The organism is Streptomyces sp. CA-142005 (assembly GCF_050942335.1).
Taxonomy (GTDB): Bacteria; Actinomycetota; Actinomycetes; order Streptomycetales; family Streptomycetaceae; genus Streptomyces.
Map to the genome: position 1 here is coordinate 765,902 of NZ_CP192078.1, position 21,070 is coordinate 786,971.

At 69.9% G+C, this 21,070-nt stretch carries 17 protein-coding genes; 8 read left to right on the forward strand and 9 right to left on the reverse strand.

The window, feature by feature from the left end:
* Positions 1–39: 39 nt before the first annotated feature.
* On the forward strand, positions 40–1,626 hold the full coding sequence (locus tag ACQPXS_RS03920) for a S8 family serine peptidase (protein ID WP_433446927.1): 1,587 nt from the start codon (positions 40–42) through the stop codon (positions 1,624–1,626).
* Positions 1,627–1,727: 101 nt separating this feature from the next.
* Here the strand turns inward: ACQPXS_RS03920 and ACQPXS_RS03925 are convergent, their stop codons facing one another.
* Entirely contained in the window at positions 1,728–1,949 is a 222-nt protein-coding gene (locus ACQPXS_RS03925; protein WP_433446929.1) for a hypothetical protein, read from the reverse strand.
* A gap of 103 nt (positions 1,950–2,052) precedes the next feature.
* Here ACQPXS_RS03925 and ACQPXS_RS03930 point away from each other — a divergent pair, with 103 nt between their 5' ends.
* Both ACQPXS_RS03930 and ACQPXS_RS03935 read left to right on the forward strand, forming a co-directional pair.
* Positions 2,053–2,820 carry a TetR/AcrR family transcriptional regulator gene (locus ACQPXS_RS03930; RefSeq protein ID WP_433446931.1) on the forward strand — a complete coding sequence of 256 codons (768 nt, stop codon included), beginning with the start codon at positions 2,053–2,055 and terminating at the stop codon, positions 2,818–2,820.
* Complete coding sequence (locus tag ACQPXS_RS03935) at positions 2,807–5,272, forward strand: SpoIIE family protein phosphatase (protein ID WP_433446933.1); 2,466 nt, start codon at positions 2,807–2,809, stop codon at positions 5,270–5,272. The genes ACQPXS_RS03930 and ACQPXS_RS03935 overlap by 14 nt, the downstream gene beginning before the upstream one ends.
* A 63-nt stretch (positions 5,273–5,335) precedes the next feature.
* Here the strand turns inward: ACQPXS_RS03935 and ACQPXS_RS03940 are convergent, their stop codons facing one another.
* Together ACQPXS_RS03940 and ACQPXS_RS03945 are read right to left on the reverse strand one after the other, a co-directional pair.
* A complete protein-coding gene (locus ACQPXS_RS03940; RefSeq protein ID WP_433446935.1) occupies positions 5,336–6,556 on the reverse strand; it encodes an RNA-guided endonuclease InsQ/TnpB family protein in 1,221 nt (406 codons plus the stop codon).
* 260 nt (positions 6,557–6,816) lie between these two features.
* Complete coding sequence (locus ACQPXS_RS03945; protein ID WP_433446937.1) at positions 6,817–7,872, reverse strand: LacI family DNA-binding transcriptional regulator; 1,056 nt, start codon at positions 7,870–7,872, stop codon at positions 6,817–6,819.
* A gap of 121 nt (positions 7,873–7,993) precedes the next feature.
* Between ACQPXS_RS03945 and ACQPXS_RS03950 the strand changes: the two genes are divergently transcribed.
* Together ACQPXS_RS03950 and ACQPXS_RS03955 are read left to right on the forward strand one after the other, a co-directional pair.
* Positions 7,994–10,123: a glycogen debranching N-terminal domain-containing protein gene (locus tag ACQPXS_RS03950; RefSeq protein WP_433446939.1), complete on the forward strand. Its 2,130-nt coding sequence runs from the start codon at positions 7,994–7,996 to the stop codon at positions 10,121–10,123.
* A 164-nt stretch (positions 10,124–10,287) separates the two neighbouring features.
* Positions 10,288–11,529, forward strand: coding sequence for a ThuA domain-containing protein (locus tag ACQPXS_RS03955; protein WP_433446941.1), 1,242 nt, complete (start codon positions 10,288–10,290; stop codon positions 11,527–11,529).
* A 388-nt stretch (positions 11,530–11,917) separates the two neighbouring features.
* Here the strand turns inward: ACQPXS_RS03955 and ACQPXS_RS03960 are convergent, their stop codons facing one another.
* The gene (locus ACQPXS_RS03960) at positions 11,918–12,370 is read right to left on the reverse strand and encodes a MarR family winged helix-turn-helix transcriptional regulator (RefSeq protein WP_433446943.1); all 453 of its coding nucleotides are present in this window, start codon (positions 12,368–12,370) and stop codon (positions 11,918–11,920) included.
* Between the two features lie 194 nt (positions 12,371–12,564).
* Between ACQPXS_RS03960 and ACQPXS_RS03965 the strand changes: the two genes are divergently transcribed.
* On the forward strand, positions 12,565–13,611 hold the full coding sequence (locus ACQPXS_RS03965) for a hypothetical protein (protein WP_433446945.1): 1,047 nt from the start codon (positions 12,565–12,567) through the stop codon (positions 13,609–13,611).
* A gap of 68 nt (positions 13,612–13,679) precedes the next feature.
* Here the strand turns inward: ACQPXS_RS03965 and ACQPXS_RS03970 are convergent, their stop codons facing one another.
* From ACQPXS_RS03970 to ACQPXS_RS03990, 5 genes are all read right to left on the reverse strand, one after another.
* Positions 13,680–14,021, reverse strand: a complete 342-nt coding sequence (locus ACQPXS_RS03970; protein WP_433446947.1) for a hypothetical protein — start codon at positions 14,019–14,021, stop codon at positions 13,680–13,682.
* A 99-nt stretch (positions 14,022–14,120) separates the two neighbouring features.
* Positions 14,121–14,594 carry a MarR family winged helix-turn-helix transcriptional regulator gene (locus tag ACQPXS_RS03975; RefSeq protein WP_433446949.1) on the reverse strand — a complete coding sequence of 158 codons (474 nt, stop codon included), beginning with the start codon at positions 14,592–14,594 and terminating at the stop codon, positions 14,121–14,123.
* Positions 14,595–14,702: 108 nt separating this feature from the next.
* The gene (locus ACQPXS_RS03980) at positions 14,703–16,058 is read right to left on the reverse strand and encodes an NAD(P)/FAD-dependent oxidoreductase (RefSeq protein WP_356317898.1); all 1,356 of its coding nucleotides are present in this window, start codon (positions 16,056–16,058) and stop codon (positions 14,703–14,705) included.
* A 218-nt stretch (positions 16,059–16,276) separates the two neighbouring features.
* Positions 16,277–18,793 (reverse strand): SpoIIE family protein phosphatase, encoded by a 2,517-nt coding sequence (locus ACQPXS_RS03985; RefSeq protein ID WP_433446952.1) that lies wholly within the window; start codon positions 18,791–18,793, stop codon positions 16,277–16,279.
* 180 nt (positions 18,794–18,973) lie between these two features.
* Positions 18,974–19,738 carry an alpha/beta fold hydrolase gene (locus ACQPXS_RS03990; protein WP_433446954.1) on the reverse strand — a complete coding sequence of 255 codons (765 nt, stop codon included), beginning with the start codon at positions 19,736–19,738 and terminating at the stop codon, positions 18,974–18,976.
* Positions 19,739–20,035: 297 nt separating this feature from the next.
* On the opposite strand from ACQPXS_RS03990, the gene ACQPXS_RS03995 reads away from it, so the two are divergent.
* The gene (locus ACQPXS_RS03995; protein WP_351808369.1) at positions 20,036–20,509 is read left to right on the forward strand and encodes a carboxymuconolactone decarboxylase family protein; all 474 of its coding nucleotides are present in this window, start codon (positions 20,036–20,038) and stop codon (positions 20,507–20,509) included.
* 75 nt (positions 20,510–20,584) lie between these two features.
* Positions 20,585–21,067, forward strand: coding sequence for a cupin domain-containing protein (locus ACQPXS_RS04000; RefSeq protein ID WP_433446956.1), 483 nt, complete (start codon positions 20,585–20,587; stop codon positions 21,065–21,067).
* Positions 21,068–21,070 lie beyond the last annotated feature (3 nt).

A 21,070-nucleotide genomic window follows, 5' to 3' on the forward strand; every position in this document is an offset into this window, starting at 1 on the left:
TCACCGCGGACGGTTCAGCCGCGCCGGGAACGGTACCTGGTGGCACCGCTTCCGCAGTATCTGCTCCCGCCAGGGGTGCCCGAACTCGGCATGGACGCGGTGTGTGACCGGCTGGAGCAGATGCCCGAGGTCAAGGTGATCCGCAGACTCCGGCCCTCTGCCAAGGCCCAGCCCTCCGGCCTTCACCCCACCTGCCCGGAGATCGCGGTCGTAGAGGCGGCCGAGACCCTGATCCCCGCGATGCGGTCGCTGCACGTGCACATCGAGCCGGACCTGCCGTTGGCCGGGACAGGACCGGCCACCGTGCCGACCGCGGGGATTCTGCCGCTGCGCGACCCGGGGCTGGTCATGCAAATGGAGCAACCCGAGGACATCTCGCTGCGCGTGTGCGGCCCGGACGGCGAACCGCTGGCCGGCGCCGGGGTGTTCCTGATCGGAGCGACCTGGCCGAGCCAGGGCGTCACCGGGGCGGACGGGACGGTCACCATCACGCCGGCCACGGAGACCGCTCGCTCCATTCAATCCCTGTACGTCCGGCCCGCCGGCGGATACACGGACCGCTGGATCCATCGCCCCGAGCTGTCCGCGGGCGGGGAGAACGTCATCACTCTCACTCCCTTGACGCAGGTGTACCCGGAGTTGGAGCAACGCCAGAGTTACGGCTGGGGTCAGCAGGCCATGCGGCTGGACCGGCTGCCCCCCACGTTCCGCGCCTTCGGCGTCAAGGTCGCCCTCATCGGCTCGGGTGTCAGTGCCGATCATCCCGACCTGAAGCAACCCGTGCGTTCCGGAGTCGATCTGGTACGCGGCACGGACGAAGGCTGGGCACGTGACGTGACAGGCGCCGGCACACATGCGGCGGGGATCATCGCCGGGGCGGACACCGGCAAAGGCGTCATCGGCATCGCGGTCGACGCCGAGATCGAGGTCTGCAAGGTCATGCCGGACGGGCACTTCAGCGACCTCATCGCGGCCCTCGACCACTGCATGGAACGCGAGATCGACATCGCCCACATCGCGGTGGCCGTCCCGTACCCGTCGGCGCTGGTCTCCCGCAAACTCGCCGACGCGCACGCGGCCGGGATCGCCTGCGTCGCCCCGGCGGGCGACACGTCCGGACCGGTCGCCTTCCCGGGCTCGCTGCCGACCGTGTTCGCCGTGGGCGCGCTGGGAGTCTTCGGCTCGTATCCGCAGGAGACGTCCCAAGCCTCCCATGCGGGGGCACAGTTGACACCGGAAGGGCTGTTCGCGGCGCCGTTCAGCTGCTACGGCCCGGGAGTGGACGCCGCCGCCCCCGGTGTGGCGGTCCTCTCCTGCTCGCCGCAGGGCGGCTACACGGCCCTCGACGGAACCGGCACCGCATCGGCCCACATCGCCGGCCTCGCCGCCCTCGTCCTCGCTCACCACGAGGACTTCCACGGCCAGTTGCTGCCCCGCGGACCCGGCCGTGTCCACCATCTGTTCGGGATCATCGCCGCCAGTTGCCGCCAGCTCGCCGCCCCGGGCAGCATGGAGGCGGCCCGGGTCGGACACGGCCTGCCCGACGCCCTGGTCGCTCTCGGCCTGGCCCCCGGCATGCAACTCGCTCCTGCGATGTCGCCCTTTGCCCCGTCCATGGCGGGTTGAGCCGGCCCACGCGCCACGCTCACACAACGGCACCCGCCTTGCAGGACGGGTGCCGTTCGGCTTGCCGCGGTGAGGAGCCTTCCAACAGACAGCGGCGGGCGTCAGTTCCACGGTTCCTTGTAGGGGTTTTCACCCAACATCTTCGCGGCGGCTACGCAGAGGTCTTCACCGAAGAGCTGGTTGCTGCCGTACTCGGAGCCCCACAGGTCGGTCGCGGCCTGGGCCACGGCGCGCCAAGTGAAGTCCTCGTCGACTCGCCATCTGCGGATCTGCACGGCCATCTCCACCGTGATCGTCACTGGAGCCCCGAAGTCGTATGTCATGTCACCGACCCTAGTGACGTCGCCGCGTCACTGCGGTGTCGCCGAACGTGACGCATCATATCGATGAGATCGAAAATGTGATAACAGCTGTAATATCCCTATTATGCGGATGCGGACTGTGCGGACGCGGGAGCGGATCCTTCATGCCGCAGCGGATCTGTTGACCCGCGAGGGTCGTGCGGCCGTTTCGACGCGGGCGGTGAGCGCCGCGGCCGGGGTGCAGCCGCCGACGCTGTACCGCCTGTTCGGCGACAAGGACGGACTGCTCGACGCGGTCGCGGCCTACGGCTTCCAGCAGTACCTCACCGAAAAGCAGGCCCTCGGGGAAACCGACGACCCCATCGACGATCTGCGCCGGTCCTGGGACCTGCACGTGGGATTCGGCCTCTCCCGGCCGGGTTGCTACGTACTGATGTACGGCGAAGGGCGTTACCGCCGGGACATTCCGGCAGGGCCGGAGACCCTTGCGATTCTACGCCGGAACATCGCCCGGGTGGCCGCTGCCGGCCGACTTCGCATGAGTGTGGAGCGCGCGACTCAGCTCATGCACGCCAACGGGGTCGGAGTCGTGCTGACACTGATCTCGACCCCACCGCCCGAGCGGGATCCTGAACTGCCGGCGGTCGCCCGTGAACACGTACTGCGCACGATCACGACCATGGGTGACATCGAGCCCGAAGCGCCGACGGGCGTCGCGAGCCGAGCCGCGGCACTGCGCGAGACCTTGCGCGACAGCGGAACCACGGCTCTGACGCGATCCGAGCGCGCGCTGCTGGCCGAGTGGCTCGATCGCCTCGCCGATACCTGCGAGCCGGGCCCTGCCGCCCGAGAAACACCCGGCAGAAGGGACGACCGCGATGCCGACAGATGACCAGGTGGCTCCGAGGGCCGTGCGGGAAATGGGGCAGTCGGCCCGGCAGATGATCGGCGCTGCCCTCGCGGTGGTCGACGGGACGGGTACGGTGGTCGGCTGGACTCAGGCCGCTCAGCGACTCACCGGCTTCTCCTCCGCGGAAGTGGTCGGCCGCTCTGCCGTGGGCGTGCTGGCGGCACCCGAGGACAGCGTGAAGGCGTCGAAATGCGCGGAACAGTGCCGCAGCGAGGGCGGCTGGTCCGGCCCGGTCGGTCTTCGCCACCGCGACGGCGGCCGACTGGACGTGAACCTGCGGGTCGCCCCGCTGGCCGGGCAGGACGGGAGGACCCGGTGGGTCGTCTCCGCGACGTCCATGTCCGGCCTCTCCTCGTCGCCGGTGAACGGATTGGGGCTGGACGCCCTCCTGTCCAGTGCGCCGATCGGAATCGCCGTCCGCGATCCGGAACTGCGCTGCACCTGGGTGAACGACGCCCTGGCGCGCCAGGACGGCATCCCTCGCGAACAGCGGCTGGGCCGACGTCTTACGGAGGTGCTGCCGGGATGCGACGCCGAAGCGGCCGAGGCGGTCATGCGGCAGGTCCTGGAAAGCGGCACTCCGAGGGTCGACCACGAGTACCGGCTGAGCCTGCAGGCGGCACCGAGACGGGAGCACGCGTTCTCGGTCTCCTTCTTCCGCCTCGACGACGGGGAAGGCCGAGCGCTGGGCGTGTGCGCCATGGTCGTCGATGTGACGGACCGCCAGCGGGCGCGTGAGCGGCTGGCCATTCTCAGCGAGGCCGGCACGCGGATCGGCAGCACGCTGGACGTGATGCGGACCGGGCAGGAACTCGCCGACTTCGCCGTGCCGCGCTTCGCGGACTACGTCACCGTCGACCTGGCGGAGTCGGTACCGCTCGGCGAGGAGTCGCCCGCCCGGCTCGGCGCGACAGGGAGCCGCATACCGGCCTTCCGCCGGGCAGGAGTGGCGTCGATCCACGAAGGGGCCCCGGAGTCTCTCTGGCCGTCCGGGGCGCCGGTCCTCGCCCCCGCGGCCTCGCCCTTCACCGAGGTCCTGACCTCCGGCAGGCCCCACCTGGAACCGGTCCTGGACGCCTCCCCCGGCACGTGGCTCGATCAGGACCCGGGGCGTGCGGAGAAGATCCGCCGGTACGGGATGCACTCCTTGATGATCGTGCCGATCCACGCGCGCGGGGCGGTGCTGGGTGTGGCGGTCTTCATCCGCACCGCCGATCCCGCGCCGTTCGAAGCGGACGATCTGCTCTTCGCCGAGGAGCTCGTCTCCCATGCCGCGCTGTCACTGGACAACGCCCGCCGGTACGTGCGCGAGCGCGCCGCCGCCTTCGCGCTGCAGCGCAACCTGCTGCCACGCCGTCTCAGCGGCGGAGCCGCCGTCGAGGTTGCTTCCCGCTACCTCCCCGCGGACACGGAGGACGGCGTGGGAGGCGACTGGTTCGACGTCATCCCGCTGTCCGGCGCCCGGGTGGCACTAGTCGTGGGCGACGTGGTCGGGCACGGCATCAACGCCGCGGCGACCATGGGCAGGCTCCGCACGGCGGTGCACACGCTCGCGACCATGGACCTGCCTCCCGACGAGCTGCTAGTCCAGCTCGACGACACGATCTCCCGCCTCGCCGAGGAAGACCTCGAAGCCACGGACCAGACCGTCGCGGTCGTGGGTGCCACATGCCTGTACGCCGTCTACGACCCGGTCACCCGGCGCTGCGCGATGGCACGGGCCGGGCATCCCCCGCCCGCCATCATCTCGCCCGACGGCCGGGTCGCCTTCCCCGACCTGCCCCCCGGACTGCCGCTCGGCATCGGCCTGGCGGCCTCCTTCGAGGCCGTGGAGCTGGACCTGCCCGAGGGGTGCGTGCTCGCCTTCTACACCGACGGACTGATCGAGACGAGGGACGCGGACATCGACGCGGGGATGCGGCGCCTGGGCGCGGCCCTGACACAGCAGGACCGCCCCCTGGAAGAGCTCTGCTCGGCCGTGGTCGACACCCTGCCGACCCGGGCACCGTCCGACGACGCGACGCTGCTCCTGGCCCGTACCCGCGCTCTCAGCCCGACCCAGGTCGCCTCGTGGGAGTTGCCGCCCGATCCGGCCGTCGTCGGCAACGCCCGCGCGTTGGCCGCCGGCCAGTTGACCGAGTGGGGGCTGGAGCATCTGGCGTACGCCACCGAACTGATCGTCAGCGAACTGGTCACCAACGCCATCCGGTACGGCGCAGGCCCGATCACCCTGCGTCTGATCCGCCACCACGTCCTGGTCTGCGAGGTTTCCGACGCCAACGACACCGTCCCGCGCCTGCGGCACGCCCGGGCCACCGACGAGGGCGGTCGAGGACTGTTCCTCGTCGCACAGCTGTCCCACCGACGAGGCACCCGCTACACGGCCGGCGGCAAGATCGTCTGGGCCGAACAGGAACTGACACCCGCGCTTTGAAGGCTCCCCTCCCTGAAGGCAAGGGGATTGGTCACCCTCCAGGGCTGAGCGGGGATTTACGGCTCAGGCCGCCACCGGAGCCGGCGGCCCCGGTGGTCTCACGCCCTCGACACCGTCCGGGTTCCAACCTGCCCGGACCAGCATCACGCGGGCGGAGTTCTTGTCCCTGGGGGACACAGCTCCACACACGGTGCAGGCATACGTTCTCATCGACAGAGGAAGTGCGTGCTTGGTTCTCGCTCCGCACGTGGCACAGTCCATCGTGGTGTGCGCCGGGTGCACGAGACGGACGTCCCGCCCGTGCTTGCGGCCCATCTCGCACAGGGCACGCTTGGTCGCGGCGATGGCGGCATCGGCCGCCTTGCGGGCCATGGTCGTCTTCGCCAGGAACTTCGGCCGAAAGTCCTCCACCGCAACCCCGTCGTGGCCGCGCATCACCCGCTTGGCCCACTTGCGGGCCGTGTCCTCCCGCTGCCTCGCCACCTTCTTATGCAGCTTCGCCGCCTGTGCCTGCGCCTTCCGGTAGCCCGCAGATGCGGGCCGTCCCTTCGGAGGCCGCCGCCGGGCCATCATCCGCTGGTACCTCGCCAGCCGCTGCGCGGCCCGCCTGCCGTGCTCGGCATACGGCAGATCGTAGGCGTCGTCGGTGGTGGTGGCGGTCTCCTTCACACCCCAGTCCACGCCCAGGACGCGGCCGGTCTCACAGAGCGGCTCAACCTGAGCCGGGACGACGAAGGACACGTACCAATGTCCGAGCGTGTCCTGGTACACGCGCACGCTCGACGGATCGGCCGGAAGGTCCCGCGACCACACCACCGTCACCACGATCTGGCCCGCAAGGTGCAGGCAGCCGTCCCTGAGGCGGAAACCGCGCTTCGTGTAGTTCAGGCTGGGCCGCGCCTCACGCTTCCTCTTCCACCTGGGCATCTGGGCCCGGCGGTGCTGCGGCAACCGGCCCTTGATGTCCTTCAGCGCTTTCGCCCTCGACCTGGCGAAGTCCCGAATCACCTGCTGCTGCGGCACGCTCGCGCCCTCAGCCAGCCATGGCGTCACCCTGCGGGCCTCGGTCAGCATCTTGTCCAGCTGCCCCGGACCACACGTCAGCTTCTCGCCACCCACTGTGCCCTGCACGTGGACCTGCTGGGACTTGGCCACGCATTCGTTCCAGATCCAGCGGCAGCGATCCCACTCCGCTTCGAGCCGGCGCCTGGCCGTCTTCGACAGGCGCACACGGAAGGTGTACCGAGCATGCCCGGCGTCCTTCGTGGATGCCTCCGTCGTCATGCATCCGAACCTACCCGAGAGGACCGACAGTTGAGAATTCTCGATCATCGTGGGCGACAACACCGCCGTGCGGGCTGGACACCGGATCGCCCTGACGGCGATCCGGCTATCCCTGCCCTGCCCCGCAGGAGTCCGATTCCTCCCCGGCCGGAAGACCGGGGCATCCTCGGAGAAACCCGGTGAACTCCGCAGGACATGCGGGAGAAACGTCTCTGCGGTGAGACGGCGGGTCGGACGCGCGGCCGCCTCGGCGCGGATGGCTACTCGCCTGCGGTGGATGCCGTCCCGGTGCTGTCGCGTACGACGAGCGACGGCTCCAGCAGCAGGCGCTCGGGCGGCACGTCCGGAGCGGCGATCCGCGCCAGCAGCAGCCGTACGCACTCCCGGCCGACGTCTTCCAGCGGCTGAGCGACGGAGGTCAGGGTGGGCGAGAGGATCGAGGCGGTCGGCGAATCGTCGAAGCCGACCACGGCGACGTCCCTTCCGGGGAGCGCGCCGCGTTCCCGCAGCATCTGGTAGCAGCCGAGCGCCAGCATGTCGCTGGCCGCGATCACGGCCGTCGCGCCCGCGTCCAGGAGCGGCTTCACGGCGGCGCGGGCCGCGTCGCTGTCGTCCACGCTCTGTCCGCGCCGCCCGCGGGTCGACAGCCCGTGCCGGCGCATGGCCCGCTGCCAGCCCTCGGCGCGGTCGTCGCCGGCGCCCGAGGTGCCGCGTTCCCAGCCGAGGAAGGCGATCTTGTGGTGCCCCTGGGCGACGAGGTGTTCGACCGCGGCGTCCGTGCCCGAGGCGCCGTCGACGTCGACCCAGTCGCCGATCTGCCGGCCCGACCACATCCGGCCGAAGCCGACGAAGGGTACGCCTCGCTTGGCGAGCCATGCCTGCCGGGGGTCGCCACGGTCGGTACCGCTGAGCACGAAGCCGTCGACCTCGTGCTGGGCGAGCAGTTCCTCGTATCCGTCCAGACTCGGGCCGCCGGGCGGGCAGGCGAAGAGCAGGATCCGGTAACCGGCCTCGTCCGCGGCCTGCGAGAGGGCGTGCAGAAAGCGGTCCAGGACGGGTTGACCGGCCGGCGCGGGCTGGATGCCGTAGCCGATCAGCTTGCTGGACCGGGTGCGCAGCGTCTGTGCGGCACGGCTGGGGCGGTAGCCCATCTCGTCGATCGCGCGCCGGACGCGCTCCAGCGTCTCGGGCCGGAGCATCTCGGGGGAGTTGATCGCGTTCGACACGGTCTGCGGCGAGACCCCCGCCCGCCGGGCGACCATCGCGAGGGTCACCGGGCCGCCCTTGGCCGAGGAGATCTTGCTGGAGCGGGGCATGCGGCTCTCCGATGTACAGGGGAGATTGGGGCCTTGTTTTAGCGTTCCAAAGGCGTTGTCACGGCTCTGAAGACTGACTTAGTGTCTTTGGAACGATCTAACGCTGAGAGGTTCTACTTCCTTGGACACCCACGTCAACCCCCAGGACACCGACGGCCCGGTCCCGGCGCCCGCGTCCGCCGTCGCGGGCCTGCAGCCCTTCCTGCACGACGCGGTTGTCACGCTGAGCGCGCCGAGCCTCGCGATCTCACGTGCGGACGGGCAGCTCAGCGCGGGTGCGGACGGCTTCTACCACGGCGACCGCAGAGCGCTGTCCCGCCTGACCGTCGCTGCCGAGGGCATCCCCCTGGCGCCGGTCCAGGGCGGCTTGCGAGGAGCGGATCGCGCGGACTTCCGGGCGATCCTGCGCGGCCTCGGCGAGACCACGCCGGACCCGGCCGTCGCCCTGCACCGGTACCGCCGTCTGACGGCCGGCCGGCTGGAGGAGGTCTTCGAGGTCACCAACTCGGGTACCGAGCACGTCCGTCTCCGGATGACGGTGCGCGCCGGGACGGACCTCGCCACCATGGAGCAGGTGAAGTCCGGGCGGGTTCTGCCGGACGTACCGCCACAGGCCGTGGACGCCGGCGGCGTCGGCCTGACCTGGACCGGCGGCGACTTCACCGTCAGCCTGGTCGGCGAGTCCACGCCGGACGCCGTTCAGCCGACGACGGGACACCTGTCGTACGACATCGCCCTCCGGCCAGGTGCCTCCCGGAGTGTCACGTTGACCTGCACCGCGGCGTACGCCGACGGCGACCAGTTCCCGGCTCCGCCAGGAGACCGACTCCCCTGGACCGTCCCCCTGGTTCGCAGTGCCGACCGCGGCCTCGACCGTTGGCTGGATCGGTCGCTCGCCGATCTGGACCGACTGCGCCTGGCGGACCCCCGCTCCCCCGCCCCGGACCGTCCGGACCAGTTCCTGGCCGCCGGCGCGCCCTGGTTCCTGACCCTGTTCGGCCGCGACTCGCTGTGGGCCGCCCGGATGCTGCTGCCCCTGGGCACCGGCCTCGCCGCCGGGACTCTTCGTACGCTCGCCCGGCGCCAGGGCACCGTGACCGATCCAGCGACCGAGGAACAGCCCGGCAAGATCCTGCACGAGGTACGCAGGGACTCCCTCCGCCAGGACGGCGGGCTCCACCTCCCGCCCGTGTACTACGGCACGGTCGACGCGACCCCGCTGTGGATCACCCTTCTCCACGACGCCTGGCGCTGGGGCCTGCCCTCCAGGGATGTCGAACCGCTGCTGCAGCACGCCGAGTCGGCGCTGGCATGGATGCGCGATCAGGCCGGAGCGAGCGGCGACGGCTTCCTGAAGTACGTCGATCACACCGGCCAGGGCCTGTCCAACCAGGGCTGGAAGGACTCGAACGACTCCATCCGCTTCCGCGACGGCCGCCTCGCCTCGGCACCGATCGCGCTGTGCGAGGTCCAGGCGTATGCCTACGAGGCGGCGCGCGGCGGGGCTTCCCTGCTGCGGGCGTTCGGACGGGCGGGGGCCGACGAATGGGAGGAGTGGGCCGAGCGGCTCGCCGAGCGGTTCCGCAGGCGTTTCTGGGTGGAGGACGCCCACGGCCCCTATCCGGCGGTCGCCCTGGATCGCGACGGCCGCCCGGCGGACGCGGTGACCTCGGGCCTCGGTCACCTGCTGGGCACGGGACTGCTCAACGAGGAGGAAAGCGCGCTGCTGGCCGCCCGCCTCGTCGGCCGCGACCTCGACGCCGGCCACGGTCTGCGTACGCTGAGCAGTGACTCCGTGGGCTTCAACCCCTATGGCTACCACACCGGTTCCATCTGGCCGCACGACACCGCCATCGCCATACACGGCCTGGTCAGGGCCGGCTTCCCGGACGCCGCCGCCTCCCTGGCGAGCGGCCTGCTGACCGCCTCGGCCGCCTTCGACGCCCGCCTCCCCGAGCTCTTCGCCGGCCATGGCACCGAGGCCGGCCCCGGTCCCGCCCCCTACCCGGCGTCCTGCCGCCCCCAGGCATGGGCGGCCGCCTCCTCGGTCCTGGTGCTCCAGAGCGCCCTCGGCCTCGACGCGGACGTCCCCGCCGGCACGGTCACCGTGGCTCCCGGCTTCGCCTCGGCGTACGCACCGCTCACCGTGACCGGCCTCCAGGTCGGCGGAGCCCGGCTGGACGTCACGGTCACGGCCGACGGAACGGTGAACGTGAGCGCGCCGCAAGGCCTGACCGTGGTCGCGCCTTGATACCGCAGGGTCATCCCGCGTCACGTCATGGCTCCGCGGGATGACCGCTGATCGCACGCACCGCCCCTGGGTTGGTCCGGACTATTCATCATTGACATGAACACGGTTTAGACTTCTGAACCCGCCGTACACGGCACGCCCCCACAGCCAAGGAAGGCCTTCACATGGTCAGATCTGGTACGGAAGTCGCCCGGCACCGCCCCCTGTTGAGACTGCTCGCCCTGCTCGCGCTGGTATTCACACTCCAGGCGGCCCCTGCGCACACCGCCCAGGCCGCCACCCCCTTCAAGGTGCTCGCCTTTTACGACGGCACCTACGACGCGGCGCACATCAGCTTCGACCACGAGGCCAACACGTGGTTCCCGCAAGCCGGTGCGCAGAACGGGTTCACCTACACCTCGACCACGGACTGGAGCCAGCTCAACTCCGCGAACCTGGCCGACTACCAAGTGGTGATGTTCCTCGACGACTACCCTCACACCGCGTCTCAGCAGTCCGCCTTCCAGACGTACGTGTCCAACGGCGGCGGCTTCATCGGCTTCCACGTCTCGGCGTACAACGACGACACGAGTGACTGGCCCTGGTACCACAACACCTTCCTGGGCACCGGCACGTTCAAGAGCAACTCCTGGGGACCGACCTCGGAGACGCTGAGGATCGAAGACTCCGGCCACCCGGCCACAGCCGGCCTGCCGGCCGCCATCACGTCATCGGTCAGCGAGTGGTACAGCTGGCAGAACGACCTGCGGCAGAACCCCGACATCGACATCCTGGCGTCGATGGATCCGTCCACCTTCCCGATCGGCACCGACCCCAACCAGACCTGGTACAGCGGCTATTACCCCATCGTGTGGTCCAACCGCCACTACAAGATGGTCTACAACAACTTCGGACACAACGCGATGGACTACTCCACCAACACCACTCTGTCCTCGACGTTCGGGAGCGCCCAGCAGAACCGGCTCCTCCTGCAGGAGATCAAGTGGGCAGCGGGGCAGTCCGGTCCGGTCACCCCACCCCCCACCGCCACAGGCCCGATACACGGGTACGGCGGCAAGTGCGTGGACGTCGCCGGCGCGAACCCGGCCAACGGCACGGCGGTCCAGCTCTACGACTGCAACGGCACCAGCGCGCAGAACTGGACGGTCGGCGACGGCAGACTCACCGCACTCGGCAAGTGCATGGACGTGACCGGGGCCGGCACCGTCAACGGCACCAAAGTGCAGCTGTACGACTGCAACGGCACCGGCTCGCAGGTCTGGCAACCGGGGGCGGCCGGGTCCCTGGTCAACCCGCAGTCGGGCAAGTGCCTGGACGCCACCGGACCCAGTTCGGCCAACGGCACCCGGCTGCAGATCTGGTCGTGCACCCAAGCGGCCAACCAGAGCTGGACCCTGCCCTCCTGAGCCTACTCCCGCACAGGCCCGGCCGGGTTCGCCCGGCCGGGCTCCCCGCCCGAAGGAGGGCTGTCACGGACCGGGACGTCCGCCTCGCCGCCGGAGCCTCTGCTGCGCCTGAACGTGGAGGCCCGGGACGCGACGGCGATGGAACGGGTGCGGGACGAGGCGCTGACCCGCATCCGCGGGTGAACGCCCCCCCGGCAGGAGATCCGGTCGGCGCGTCGGCCGGCTCGACCGGTGAGGGTGCTCAGCGCCCGTGCGGGGGTCTCGCCCTTCGGTGGCGGGGCTGCGGGACCCGGGACGGTGCTCGCCGCGCTCGCTGGACACCCCGTCGGCCTTCGCCCAGGGCGCGGGTCAAGTCTGCGCAAGCCCGGATCCGGGTGCGGGGTCTCGCCTACTCGGCCCAGGGCGTGAAGCCGGTGTCGAGCACGGCTGCGAGCGAAGTACGCAGGCGGGCAGCGTCCTCGGCGCCGAAGGCCTCCTCGAACCGGGCCTGGACGTCCTTCCACAGGGGAAGTGCCTCGTTCATCCGGGAGAGGCCCTCCGGCGTGATCGCCACGATGCGTGCCCGGCGGTCGGTCGGCGACGACTCGACGGTCACGAGGCCTTCCCGCGCCAGCGGCTTGAGGTTCGAGGCCATCGTCGTGCGATCCATGGCGATCACGTCGGCGAGGCTGGTGATCGTCATCTCACCGTGCGCACTGAGCTGCTGCAGGATGCTGAACTGCGTCGCCCGGAGCCCGACCGGGGCCAGGGCCTTGTCGTAGGTCGCGCCGAGGTACCGGCCCGCCTTGCGCAGTGCCAGGTTGCTGCACTGGTCGGCGGGGTTCGGCGGCGTAGTCGTCATGCTCTCCTCCACGGGTTCACGGCCCATGATATGAGTAGGTACTCATAAAGGCGAGGGGCGGGGTGACCCATCGGAGCACTCCTTGCTTCGAGGCAGATACGCGCATATGCTCACAATGAGCGCACGGCGACGTGTGTGCCTTCCCGCGCCCGATCCCCGCGCATCCCACGCCCCACCGTCAAAAGGCCCAGCCCATGGAAACGCCCACCGGCATCACGCCCGAGCGCCAGCAGACATCCTCCCCCGCGGCCGAGCCGGCACTGGTTCCCCGCCCCGACGTCCCGCGTCGGCCCCCGGTGAAAGCCTGGCTGCAACCGGCACTCATCGCGTTGATCGTCGTGGCCGCCTTCATCAGCTGCTACATCGGCCTGCAGCGCAATCCCCAGCCGCATCACATCCCCATCGCGGTCACCGCGCCCGGCCTGCCAGACCGGATACACCAGGCCCTCGGCAACAGCGTCGAGGTGCACCCCGCCACCGGCGCCGAAGCGGCACGCCGGGCCCTTGAGCACCGCGACGTCGTCGCCGCACTCAGCTCGGACGGCCACGGCGGATTGCTCCTGGAGGTCGCAGGAGCCAACGGCGCGTCCACCACATCGGCCGTGAAAACCCTCGTCGGCGCCTACGCGCACGGCGCGGGCAAGCACATCACCACCGAGGACGTCCTCCCCCTGGCCCGCTTCGACGCCCGGGGCCTGGCCGGCTTCTACATGGCCTTCGGCGTGACTCTGGCCGGTTTCGTCCTCGGCTCGAACGCCGTCGGCCTGGCGGGCCTCATGCGTCTGCGTCATCGGTTCTGGTTGTTGAGCGGCGCCTCCGTGGCCATCGGCACTCTCGCCGCGATCATCGCCGGCCCGGTCCTCGGAGCGGTTCCGGCCCCGGTCGTCCCGCTGATCCTCACTCTGACCCTGCTGGCAGCCGCAGCCTCCTTCAGCACCAAACTGCTCGGCACCTACCTCGGCCCCGTCGGACTCCCCATCGCCACTCTCCTGCTCCTCACCGTCGGCAACGCCACGAGCGGTGCCACCATCGGCGCCGACCTTCTCCCCGCCGCAGCCCGTGCCGTCTCGGCGATCCTGCCGCCCGGAGCCGCCGTCCGCGCCATCGCCGACCTGAGCTACTTCAACGGCGCGCACGCGACAGGTCCTGTCGTCACGCTGGCTCTGTGGGCCGTCGTCGCAGCACTGCTGCTCGCCCTGCGTGCCCGCCTGGTGCGACGGCGCGCGTCCGTCACCGGCTGACGCGCAGCAGCCTCCTCCTGTCATGCCGCTGACCCCGGGTCCCCGCGCACCCGACAGGGGCGGCCGGTTCAGGCCGACGATCCGAGGATCACGGCGACGCACACCGTCATCGCCGCGGTGATCACAATCATCGCGGTCAAAGTGCCTCGCAGCCATCGTCCGAAGCGGATGTGGTGCCGCTCCTCCACCACGCTGATGGTCTCGGCAATGTGGTCCGTCACCATGCCGGCAACGAATACCTGTTCCTCCAGGTACCACCGTTCGATTTCCTTCTTCTGCTCCTGGCTCAACCCTGTTGCCCGCGCGGTGAACTCCTCCACGCGCCGACGGGCGGCTTGCAGGTGGGCCTCCCGGTACAGGAATGTCTCGATGTCGGTCAGGCCGCGTGCGGCCTCCTCACGTGCGCCCATGATGTCTCCAGAGGAAGAGGACGAAGCCCCGCGGCGGGGCTGTCGCAGCTGATCGGCCGGACGGTCGGTCGACCGGCCGCCCTGTCGTCCGTGCCCGGCTCAGCACGAGGCACCGTCAGCCGTCATGTGACCGTCTGCCTTCGAGCCGACGCCGGCAGCGCGCCCGTCGAGGTAGTGCAGAAGGTCACGGTCGGTGTCGTCCACGGAGAGGGCCCGTACGGCATCGTGAACGGCTCGGTCGAGCAACGGCGTGCCACGGCGCAGCACTTCGTGCGCGACCGGGGTGAGCCGCAGGTCGACACTGCGGCGATCGTGCGCCGCGCTACGCGTCGAGATCAGGCCGCGGTCCTGCAATCGGGCCACCAGACGACTCGTTGCGGACTGACTCAGTCCCGTCTCCGCTGCGAGATCGCTCAGGTGAAGCGGCCGCACGGCGGCGGACGCCCGCGCATGGAGGATGCTCAGGGCGTGGAACTCGCGGCCGCTCAGGCCCAGTTGCCGCTGGAGACGTCGTTCGACGCAGGTCTCGATCCGGCGGTGCAGCCGATCGAGCCTGTTCCACCGCTCGATCAATGACCTACCTCCCTTCACCGGTCGACTCCGGCGAGCCAGTGGGCCTGGGGTGCGTGCTCCGGGCGGCCGTGACGGCACGGCCGCCGTGCAGCCCCTCGGTTGCCGTACTCATGCCGCCGGTCGGTCGTCGAGCTCACGCTCGCCGGAGCGCTGTGGATCACCACCGGTCACGAAAGCGTCCCTGGGGTGCTGCACGGATGCCAGGGAGACCAGGTCCCTGCCGAAGAGTGCGGCCGTGAGCCAGACGGTGAGAACGCGGACCTTGCGCTCCCATGTGGGCACCGCGAGGACGTGGTAGCCCCGGTGCATCAGCCAGGCGGCGAATCCCTTGATGACGATGCCCTTGTACTGGAAGATGCCCCGTCCCAGCCCCAGCGTCGCCACGACTCCCAGGCTGCTGTGCCGGTAGTTCCGAACGGTGCCTCCGCGCAGGCCGGCCGCGATGTTCTTCGCCAGACGCTTGCCCTGCCGCACGGCGTGCTGGGCGTTCGGCACCGTGTGCGCCCCGGGAACGGCAGAAGCCAGGTCCGGCACGGCCGCATCGTCGCCGGCCGCCCACACGCCGGGCACGGGCGCGCTGTCGGTGCCCACGGAGAGATCGGGGCGGACCACGAGCAGGCCCCGCTCGTCGACCGGCAGATCCGTGAGGTTGTGCACCACCGGGTTGGAGGCGTTGCCCGCGGTCCACACGATCAGCCCGGAGTCGAACTCCTCGCCGCTGGAGAGCACCACATGACCGTCCACGACGGACACCAGCTGCGTGTTCAGATGGACGTGCGCGCCACGGCGTTCCAGCGAACGCACCACCCAGGCACCTGGCTTGGCGCCCACTTCCGGGAGGATGCGGTCGCGGGCCTCGACCAGATGGAAGGACAGCTCGTCGAAGCTCAGTTCCGGGTAGTGCTTGAGCATCGCCGTCGCCAGCGACAGCAACTCGCCGAATCCCTCGACACCGGAGAACCCGCCGCCCACGAAGGTGACCGTGAGCAGCTTGCGCCGCTCGGCACCCGGCGGCAGCGATGAGGCCTGGTCGAACGACGTCATCAGCCGGTCACGAATGGCAACTGCCTCCTCCACGTGCTTCAGTCCGATCGCCTGCTGCGCCAGTCCGGGGATCGGGAAGGTGCGCGTCACCGCACCGGCAGTGACCACGAGGACGTCGTAACGGACCTGGTAATCGGCACCGTTCGCCGGGCGCACGGTGACCGTACGGTCGGCGTTGCGGATCGCCGTCACCTTGCCGGCGATCAGTCGGGTACGGCGCAGATGTCGCCTCAGAGACACGGCGGCGTGACGCGCCTCGATCGATCCAGCCGTCACCTCGGGCAGGAAGGGCTGGTAGGTCATGTAGGGGCGCGGGTCGATGACCGTGACCCGTGCCTCCTTTCCACGCAGCCTCTTCTCGAGGCCCCATGCGGTGTAGAAGCCCGCGTAGCCGCCACCGACAATCACAATCTCGCGCATGTTTCCCTCTGCTCGTAGCTTCGACACCAGTTAGACCGAACAGCGGTCAACGGTGTGACACGGCCGTGCCTGCGGTGGCAGCGGGGTTTCGTGCGGGGCGGCCTCAGCGGTGCCGTCAACGGTGACCAGGAGCACGCCATGGCCATCACCAGCTGACGGGCGTCGTCGCCGGGCCCGAGTCTTCTCTCTCATCGGTCGACATGAGTGCGGCCCGCCCCCTACAGGGAGATGGTCTTCGGCCGTCCCTCGGGCTTTCGCAACATGCCGACCGCCTGTTGTCGACGTGCTGGTGTGGTGGCCAGGTCCTCCTCGGCCCAGACGACCTTGCCGCCCGAGACCCAGCGGGCGCCCCATCTGCGGGCCAGCTGGGCCACCAGGAAGAGGCCGCGCCCGTGCTCGTCGGTGCTGCGTACCCGGCGCAGACGCGGAGCGCAGACGTCGGTGTCGGACACTTCGCAGGTCAGGACCTGGTGCTGGATCAGGCGCAGCACGATCGGGCCGGTGCTGTGGCGAACCGCGTTCGTGACCAGCTCACTGATGATCAGTTTCGTGGGCTCCGCAAGGTCTTCCAGGCCCCATGCGCTCAATTGCCCTGCTGCCATGTGCCGGGCGCTACGGACGGCGGCCTGGTCGTTGGGCAGTGTCCAGGAGGCGACGTGGGCGGGGTCGAGCGAGCGGGTGCGGACCAGAAGCAGGGTGGCGTCGTCGGCCGGGGCCCGGCCTGGGACGGATTCCATCGCGCGGGAGCAGAGGTCCTCCAGCGAGCGGTTCCGTTGGGCCAGCGTGCTGCCCAGCCGGCGCATCCCCACGTCGATGTCGTGGTCGCGGGTTTCGATCAGGCCGTCGGTGTACAGGGCGAGGAGACTGCCCTCGGGCAGTTCGAACTCCCGGGACTCGAACGGGACGCCCGCTCCGAGTCCGAGCGGGGTTCCGGTGGGCAGGTCCGGGAAGGTGACGACACCCCGGGGATCGATGATCGCCGGCGGTGGGTGCCCGGCCCGTGCCATGGCGCACGTCCGGGTGACCGGGTCGTAGACGGCGCACAGACAGGTCGCGCCCACGACGGCAGGGAGCTGGTCCGGGGCGTCGTCGTCCTCCTCGGCCAGTCGCTGCACCGTGTCGTCCATGTGTGCCAGCAGCTCGTCGGGCGGCAGCTCCATGTCGGCGAGCGTGCGGACCGCGGTACGCAGCCTGCCCATCGTCGCGGCGGCGTGGAGGCCATGACCGACCACGTCGCCGACGACCAGGGCCACCCGGGCGCCGGACAGCGGAATCACATCGAACCAGTCGCCTCCGACTCCGTTGTCCAGGTCGGCGGGCAGGTAGCGGGATGCCACCTCGACCGCCATGCCGCCCCGCACATGCTGGGGCAGCAGGTTGCGCTGGAGCGCCAGGGCCGCGGTGTGCTCGCGGGTGTACTGGCGGGCGTTGTCCAACGACAGCGCGGCGCGGCTGACGAGTTCCTCGGCCAGGTGCAGATCGCCCTCCTGGAACGGCACCGGATCCTCGCTGCGGACGAACAGGGCCACCCCCAGCAGGGCACGCCGCGTGCGGATGGGCACGATCATCATGGAGTGCATGCCGTTCTCACGGATCTTCAGGGCTCGTACCGGGTCCTGAGCGGTCCATGTGCCCTCCGCGGTGTCCAGGATCGGCTCCAGATACGACCGCCCGGTGCGCATGACGTCGGTGATGGGTGAGTCGGGCGGCACCGGGATCGGCTCACCGCGCAGCCACGGCGATTCGGGGACCCCCGGGTGGATGGAGGCCAGTCCGGCACGCCGGAAGACGGGCGGGCGCTCGCCCACCGGGCCGATGCGCACCGGTGGCCCGTCGCCGAACGGGACCGACTGTTCCAGGTCGACGGCGACATAGTCGGCGACGAGGGGCACCGCGAGGTCGGCCAGTTGCTGGCTGGTCTGCATCACGTCCAGGCTGCTGCCCAGCCGCGTACTGGCCTGGCTGAGGATGGCCAGGCGCTCGCGCGCCCGACGGCTCTCGGTCACGTCGACGCTGATGCAGCACACCCCCAGCGCCTGGCCGTCGGCGTCCTGCAGGCAGAAGAACGACGCCGCGAACGTGTGTTCCCGGCGCAGACCGGTCGCCAGCCACGACCGGTACTCGTGCACCCTGGTGGTGCCCCTGTTCAGCACCTGCTGCATCACGGCCTGCAGTGCCTCGGCCTTGGCGCCCGGCAGTACTTCGGTGAACATTCGTCCGAGCCGTCGGTCCGGGCAGATGCCGTCGTGGCTCTCCATCGTGTCGTTCACCCAGGAGCAACGCAGGTCCGGGTCACGCACGACGATGCCGATCTGCGTGCGCGCGAGAAGCGGCGCCCACACCGTTCCGTTCACCGCGTGCCCGGACAGGGTGCCGGCATCTGTCACGGACACGATCCAGCGCACAGCCCCCTGCTGCCCTCGGACCATGGAGATCCGCAGGTTGGCGTCGAGCAGGTGGCCGTCTCGATGGCGGGCCGCCGTGGTGCCCGGCCAGCCGTTCTGGGCCCGGCACCGCTCGGCGTACGCCGAGATCGTCGGCGCTTCCTCGCAGGAGGGCAGTATGAGCGCGGCGGACCGGCCCACCGCGTCGCTCGCGCAGTACCCGACAAGCCGCTCGGCGGCCTGTGTCCATCCGACCACCGTTCCCTGATCGTCGAGCATCGCGATCGCCGAGTCGGTTGTCTCGGGAGTGTCCGGCTGAATGCCGGGCTTCTCGTTGTCAGTGCTGGTCATCGGGCTAGTCCTCAGGTGGGTGGGGGTCTGGGGTGCGGACGTCCGATGCGTGAGCGCTGCGGGCAGCGCACGGGTGAAGCCGCCGCTATGTCCTGTTCGCACCTTTCGGGTAATAGACAGGACGGTGCTCCGGTCTGTGACAGGCCCGGTCAACGAGCGGCCTCAGGTGCCCCACGGGCCCTACTCGGGCCGGTTCCAGTGCGCCTCAAGGGCCGCCGCGACCTCGGCCGGCTTCTGCAGCACCGTCCAGTGGTTGCAGTCGAGCCTGAGGACTCGGGAGGCCCGGATGGCGCGGCCGAGCTTCTCGCCGAACTCGATCTGGCAGGCCGGGTCGAGAGCCCCCCAGAACACCAGGGCCTGCGCCGTCATGTTCGCCAGCTCCGGTTCCCACTCCGCGCCCATCGTCAGCGCGGAGCGGTAGAGCCGGAGAATGCTGTCCTTCATCGGTCCGTCCACACGGCTGACCATGTCCTCGGCCAGTTCGGCGGGGACGTCGAAACCGGCCGCCAGGTCCTTGGCGAAGGGCTTGGGCTCCAACTCGTCCATGAACCGGTCTCCCTCGACCGGGTCCTGCCAGATCCTGGCCAGCGGATGCCAGACGTACTGGGCGCTGATCGGGCCGTTGCCGCCGGCCCAGGTGCGGACCAAGTCGGGCCGCAGGGAAGCGATGCGGGCGGTGAAGATGCACCCCCAGTCGTGGCCGACCAGGTCCACGGGCTCTCCCACCTGCTCCAGCCGGTCGATGAGCCAGTCGACGTACTCCTCTTTGGTGGAGTCGAAGCCGGGCGGCGGCGTAGCGCCGAAGCCGGGCAGGTCCCACGCCTCCACGTCACGGCGGGTCAGATGTCGGCGAACGCCGTCCCATACACGATGGGTGTCGGGGATGCCATGGATCAAGATTGCCGGCACGGTCGCTTCCTTCACGCTAGGGATCTCTGAGGTCATACGAAAGGGCTGGCTCCTGGCCCCGTCGGGGGGTGACACCGACGACAGCGGAGACCCGTTTCCCAAGGATGACCGGGCGACCACTGGAACCGTGACAGGTCTCCCCGGGACTGCACACAACGTGTGACAGCGTCTTGCCCGCGGGGCCGTGAAGGCCGCTGTCGACCACGGGGGCGCCGTACCGTTCGCCCCCCACCGGGCGGACCCGCCGCACGCAGCCGCAGGTTCCTGTCACACATCGTCGGGCTGCTCGGTCAGTCATGTGTAACCCCACGCTCAGACGACAAGGAGATCACCGTGGAATCGCGCCTCAACTACTTCGGCAACGCCCTCGGGGCCAAGGTGCTCAAGCACATCAACTCGGCCAACAAGGTCATCACGGACTCGGCGCTGCCGCTCGTCATCCAGGAACTGGTGAAGCTCCGCGCGAGCCAGATCAACGGCTGCGGCTTCTGCACCGACATGCACAGCAAGGACGCCGCACACGCCGGGGAGACCCCGCAGCGCCTCAACCTGGTCGCCACCTGGCGCGAGGCCAAGGTGTTCAGCGACGCCGAACGCGCCGCCCTCGAACTGGCGGAACAAGGCACCCGCATCGCGGACGCGGCCGGCGGAGTCACCGACGAGGCCTGGGCCAACGCCGCCAAGCACTTCGACGACGAACAACTCACCGCCCTGATCTCCCTGATCGCCGTCATCAACGCCTACAACCGCATCAACGTCATCAACCAGCAGCCCGCCGGCGACTACCAGCCCGGCCAGTTCGGCTGACCGACACCCGTCCATACGCCGCGGATCCGATCCGTCTCGTACGGGGAGCCCGCGCGCAGAGGAGGAAGAACAGACATGTCGTACCCGGATCAGGTCTACCAGGGAGACAGCGGTGAGGTCAGCGCTGTCTTCCGTCCGGCGAACAGTCCGCCGAACCTCGGCGAGGCCGGCAAGGACGCGATTCACTACCTGGCGACCAGCGTCACCACACGAGGCGAGTTCGGGCTCTACCGAGTCGAGATGAGGGCGAAGGCAGGCGGCCCCAAGACTCACTTCCACAAGTCCATCTCGGAGTCGTTCTACATCCTGGACGGCACTGTTCGGCTCTTCAACGGCGCACAGTGGGTCGACGCGCACAAGGGCGACTTCCTGCACGTGCCGCAGGGCGGGCTGCACGCCTTTCGCAACGACTCCGATGCGCCGGCGGACATGCTGCTGCTCTTCACGCCGGGCGCACCGCGGGAGGAGTACTTCGAGAAGGTCTCCCAACTGGCCGACGCCACGGATGAAGAACGCGCGGCATTCTTCGTCGAGCACGACTCGTACTTCGTGGAATAGACC

Bases quoted from the DNA above. Each gene is read 5' to 3' on its own strand.
- ACQPXS_RS03955 (WP_433446941.1), top strand. From the start codon at position 10,288: ATGGTCAGATCTGGTACGGAAGTCGCCCGGCACCGCCCCCTGTTGAGA.
- ACQPXS_RS03940 (WP_433446935.1), bottom strand. From the start codon at position 6,556: ATGACGACGGAGGCATCCACGAAGGACGCCGGGCATGCTCGGTACACC.
- ACQPXS_RS03985 (WP_433446952.1), bottom strand. From the start codon at position 18,793: ATGACCAGCACTGACAACGAGAAGCCCGGCATTCAGCCGGACACTCCC.
- ACQPXS_RS03980 (WP_356317898.1), bottom strand. From the start codon at position 16,058: ATGCGCGAGATTGTGATTGTCGGTGGCGGCTACGCGGGCTTCTACACC.
- ACQPXS_RS03925 (WP_433446929.1), bottom strand. From the start codon at position 1,949: ATGACATACGACTTCGGGGCTCCAGTGACGATCACGGTGGAGATGGCC.
- ACQPXS_RS04000 (WP_433446956.1), top strand. From the start codon at position 20,585: ATGTCGTACCCGGATCAGGTCTACCAGGGAGACAGCGGTGAGGTCAGC.
- ACQPXS_RS03930 (WP_433446931.1), top strand. From the start codon at position 2,053: ATGCGGATGCGGACTGTGCGGACGCGGGAGCGGATCCTTCATGCCGCA.
- ACQPXS_RS03970 (WP_433446947.1), bottom strand. From the start codon at position 14,021: ATGGGCGCACGTGAGGAGGCCGCACGCGGCCTGACCGACATCGAGACA.
- ACQPXS_RS03990 (WP_433446954.1), bottom strand. From the start codon at position 19,738: ATGACCTCAGAGATCCCTAGCGTGAAGGAAGCGACCGTGCCGGCAATC.
- ACQPXS_RS03965 (WP_433446945.1), top strand. From the start codon at position 12,565: ATGGAAACGCCCACCGGCATCACGCCCGAGCGCCAGCAGACATCCTCC.
- ACQPXS_RS03945 (WP_433446937.1), bottom strand. From the start codon at position 7,872: ATGCCCCGCTCCAGCAAGATCTCCTCGGCCAAGGGCGGCCCGGTGACC.
- ACQPXS_RS03935 (WP_433446933.1), top strand. From the start codon at position 2,807: ATGCCGACAGATGACCAGGTGGCTCCGAGGGCCGTGCGGGAAATGGGG.
- ACQPXS_RS03960 (WP_433446943.1), bottom strand. From the start codon at position 12,370: ATGACGACTACGCCGCCGAACCCCGCCGACCAGTGCAGCAACCTGGCA.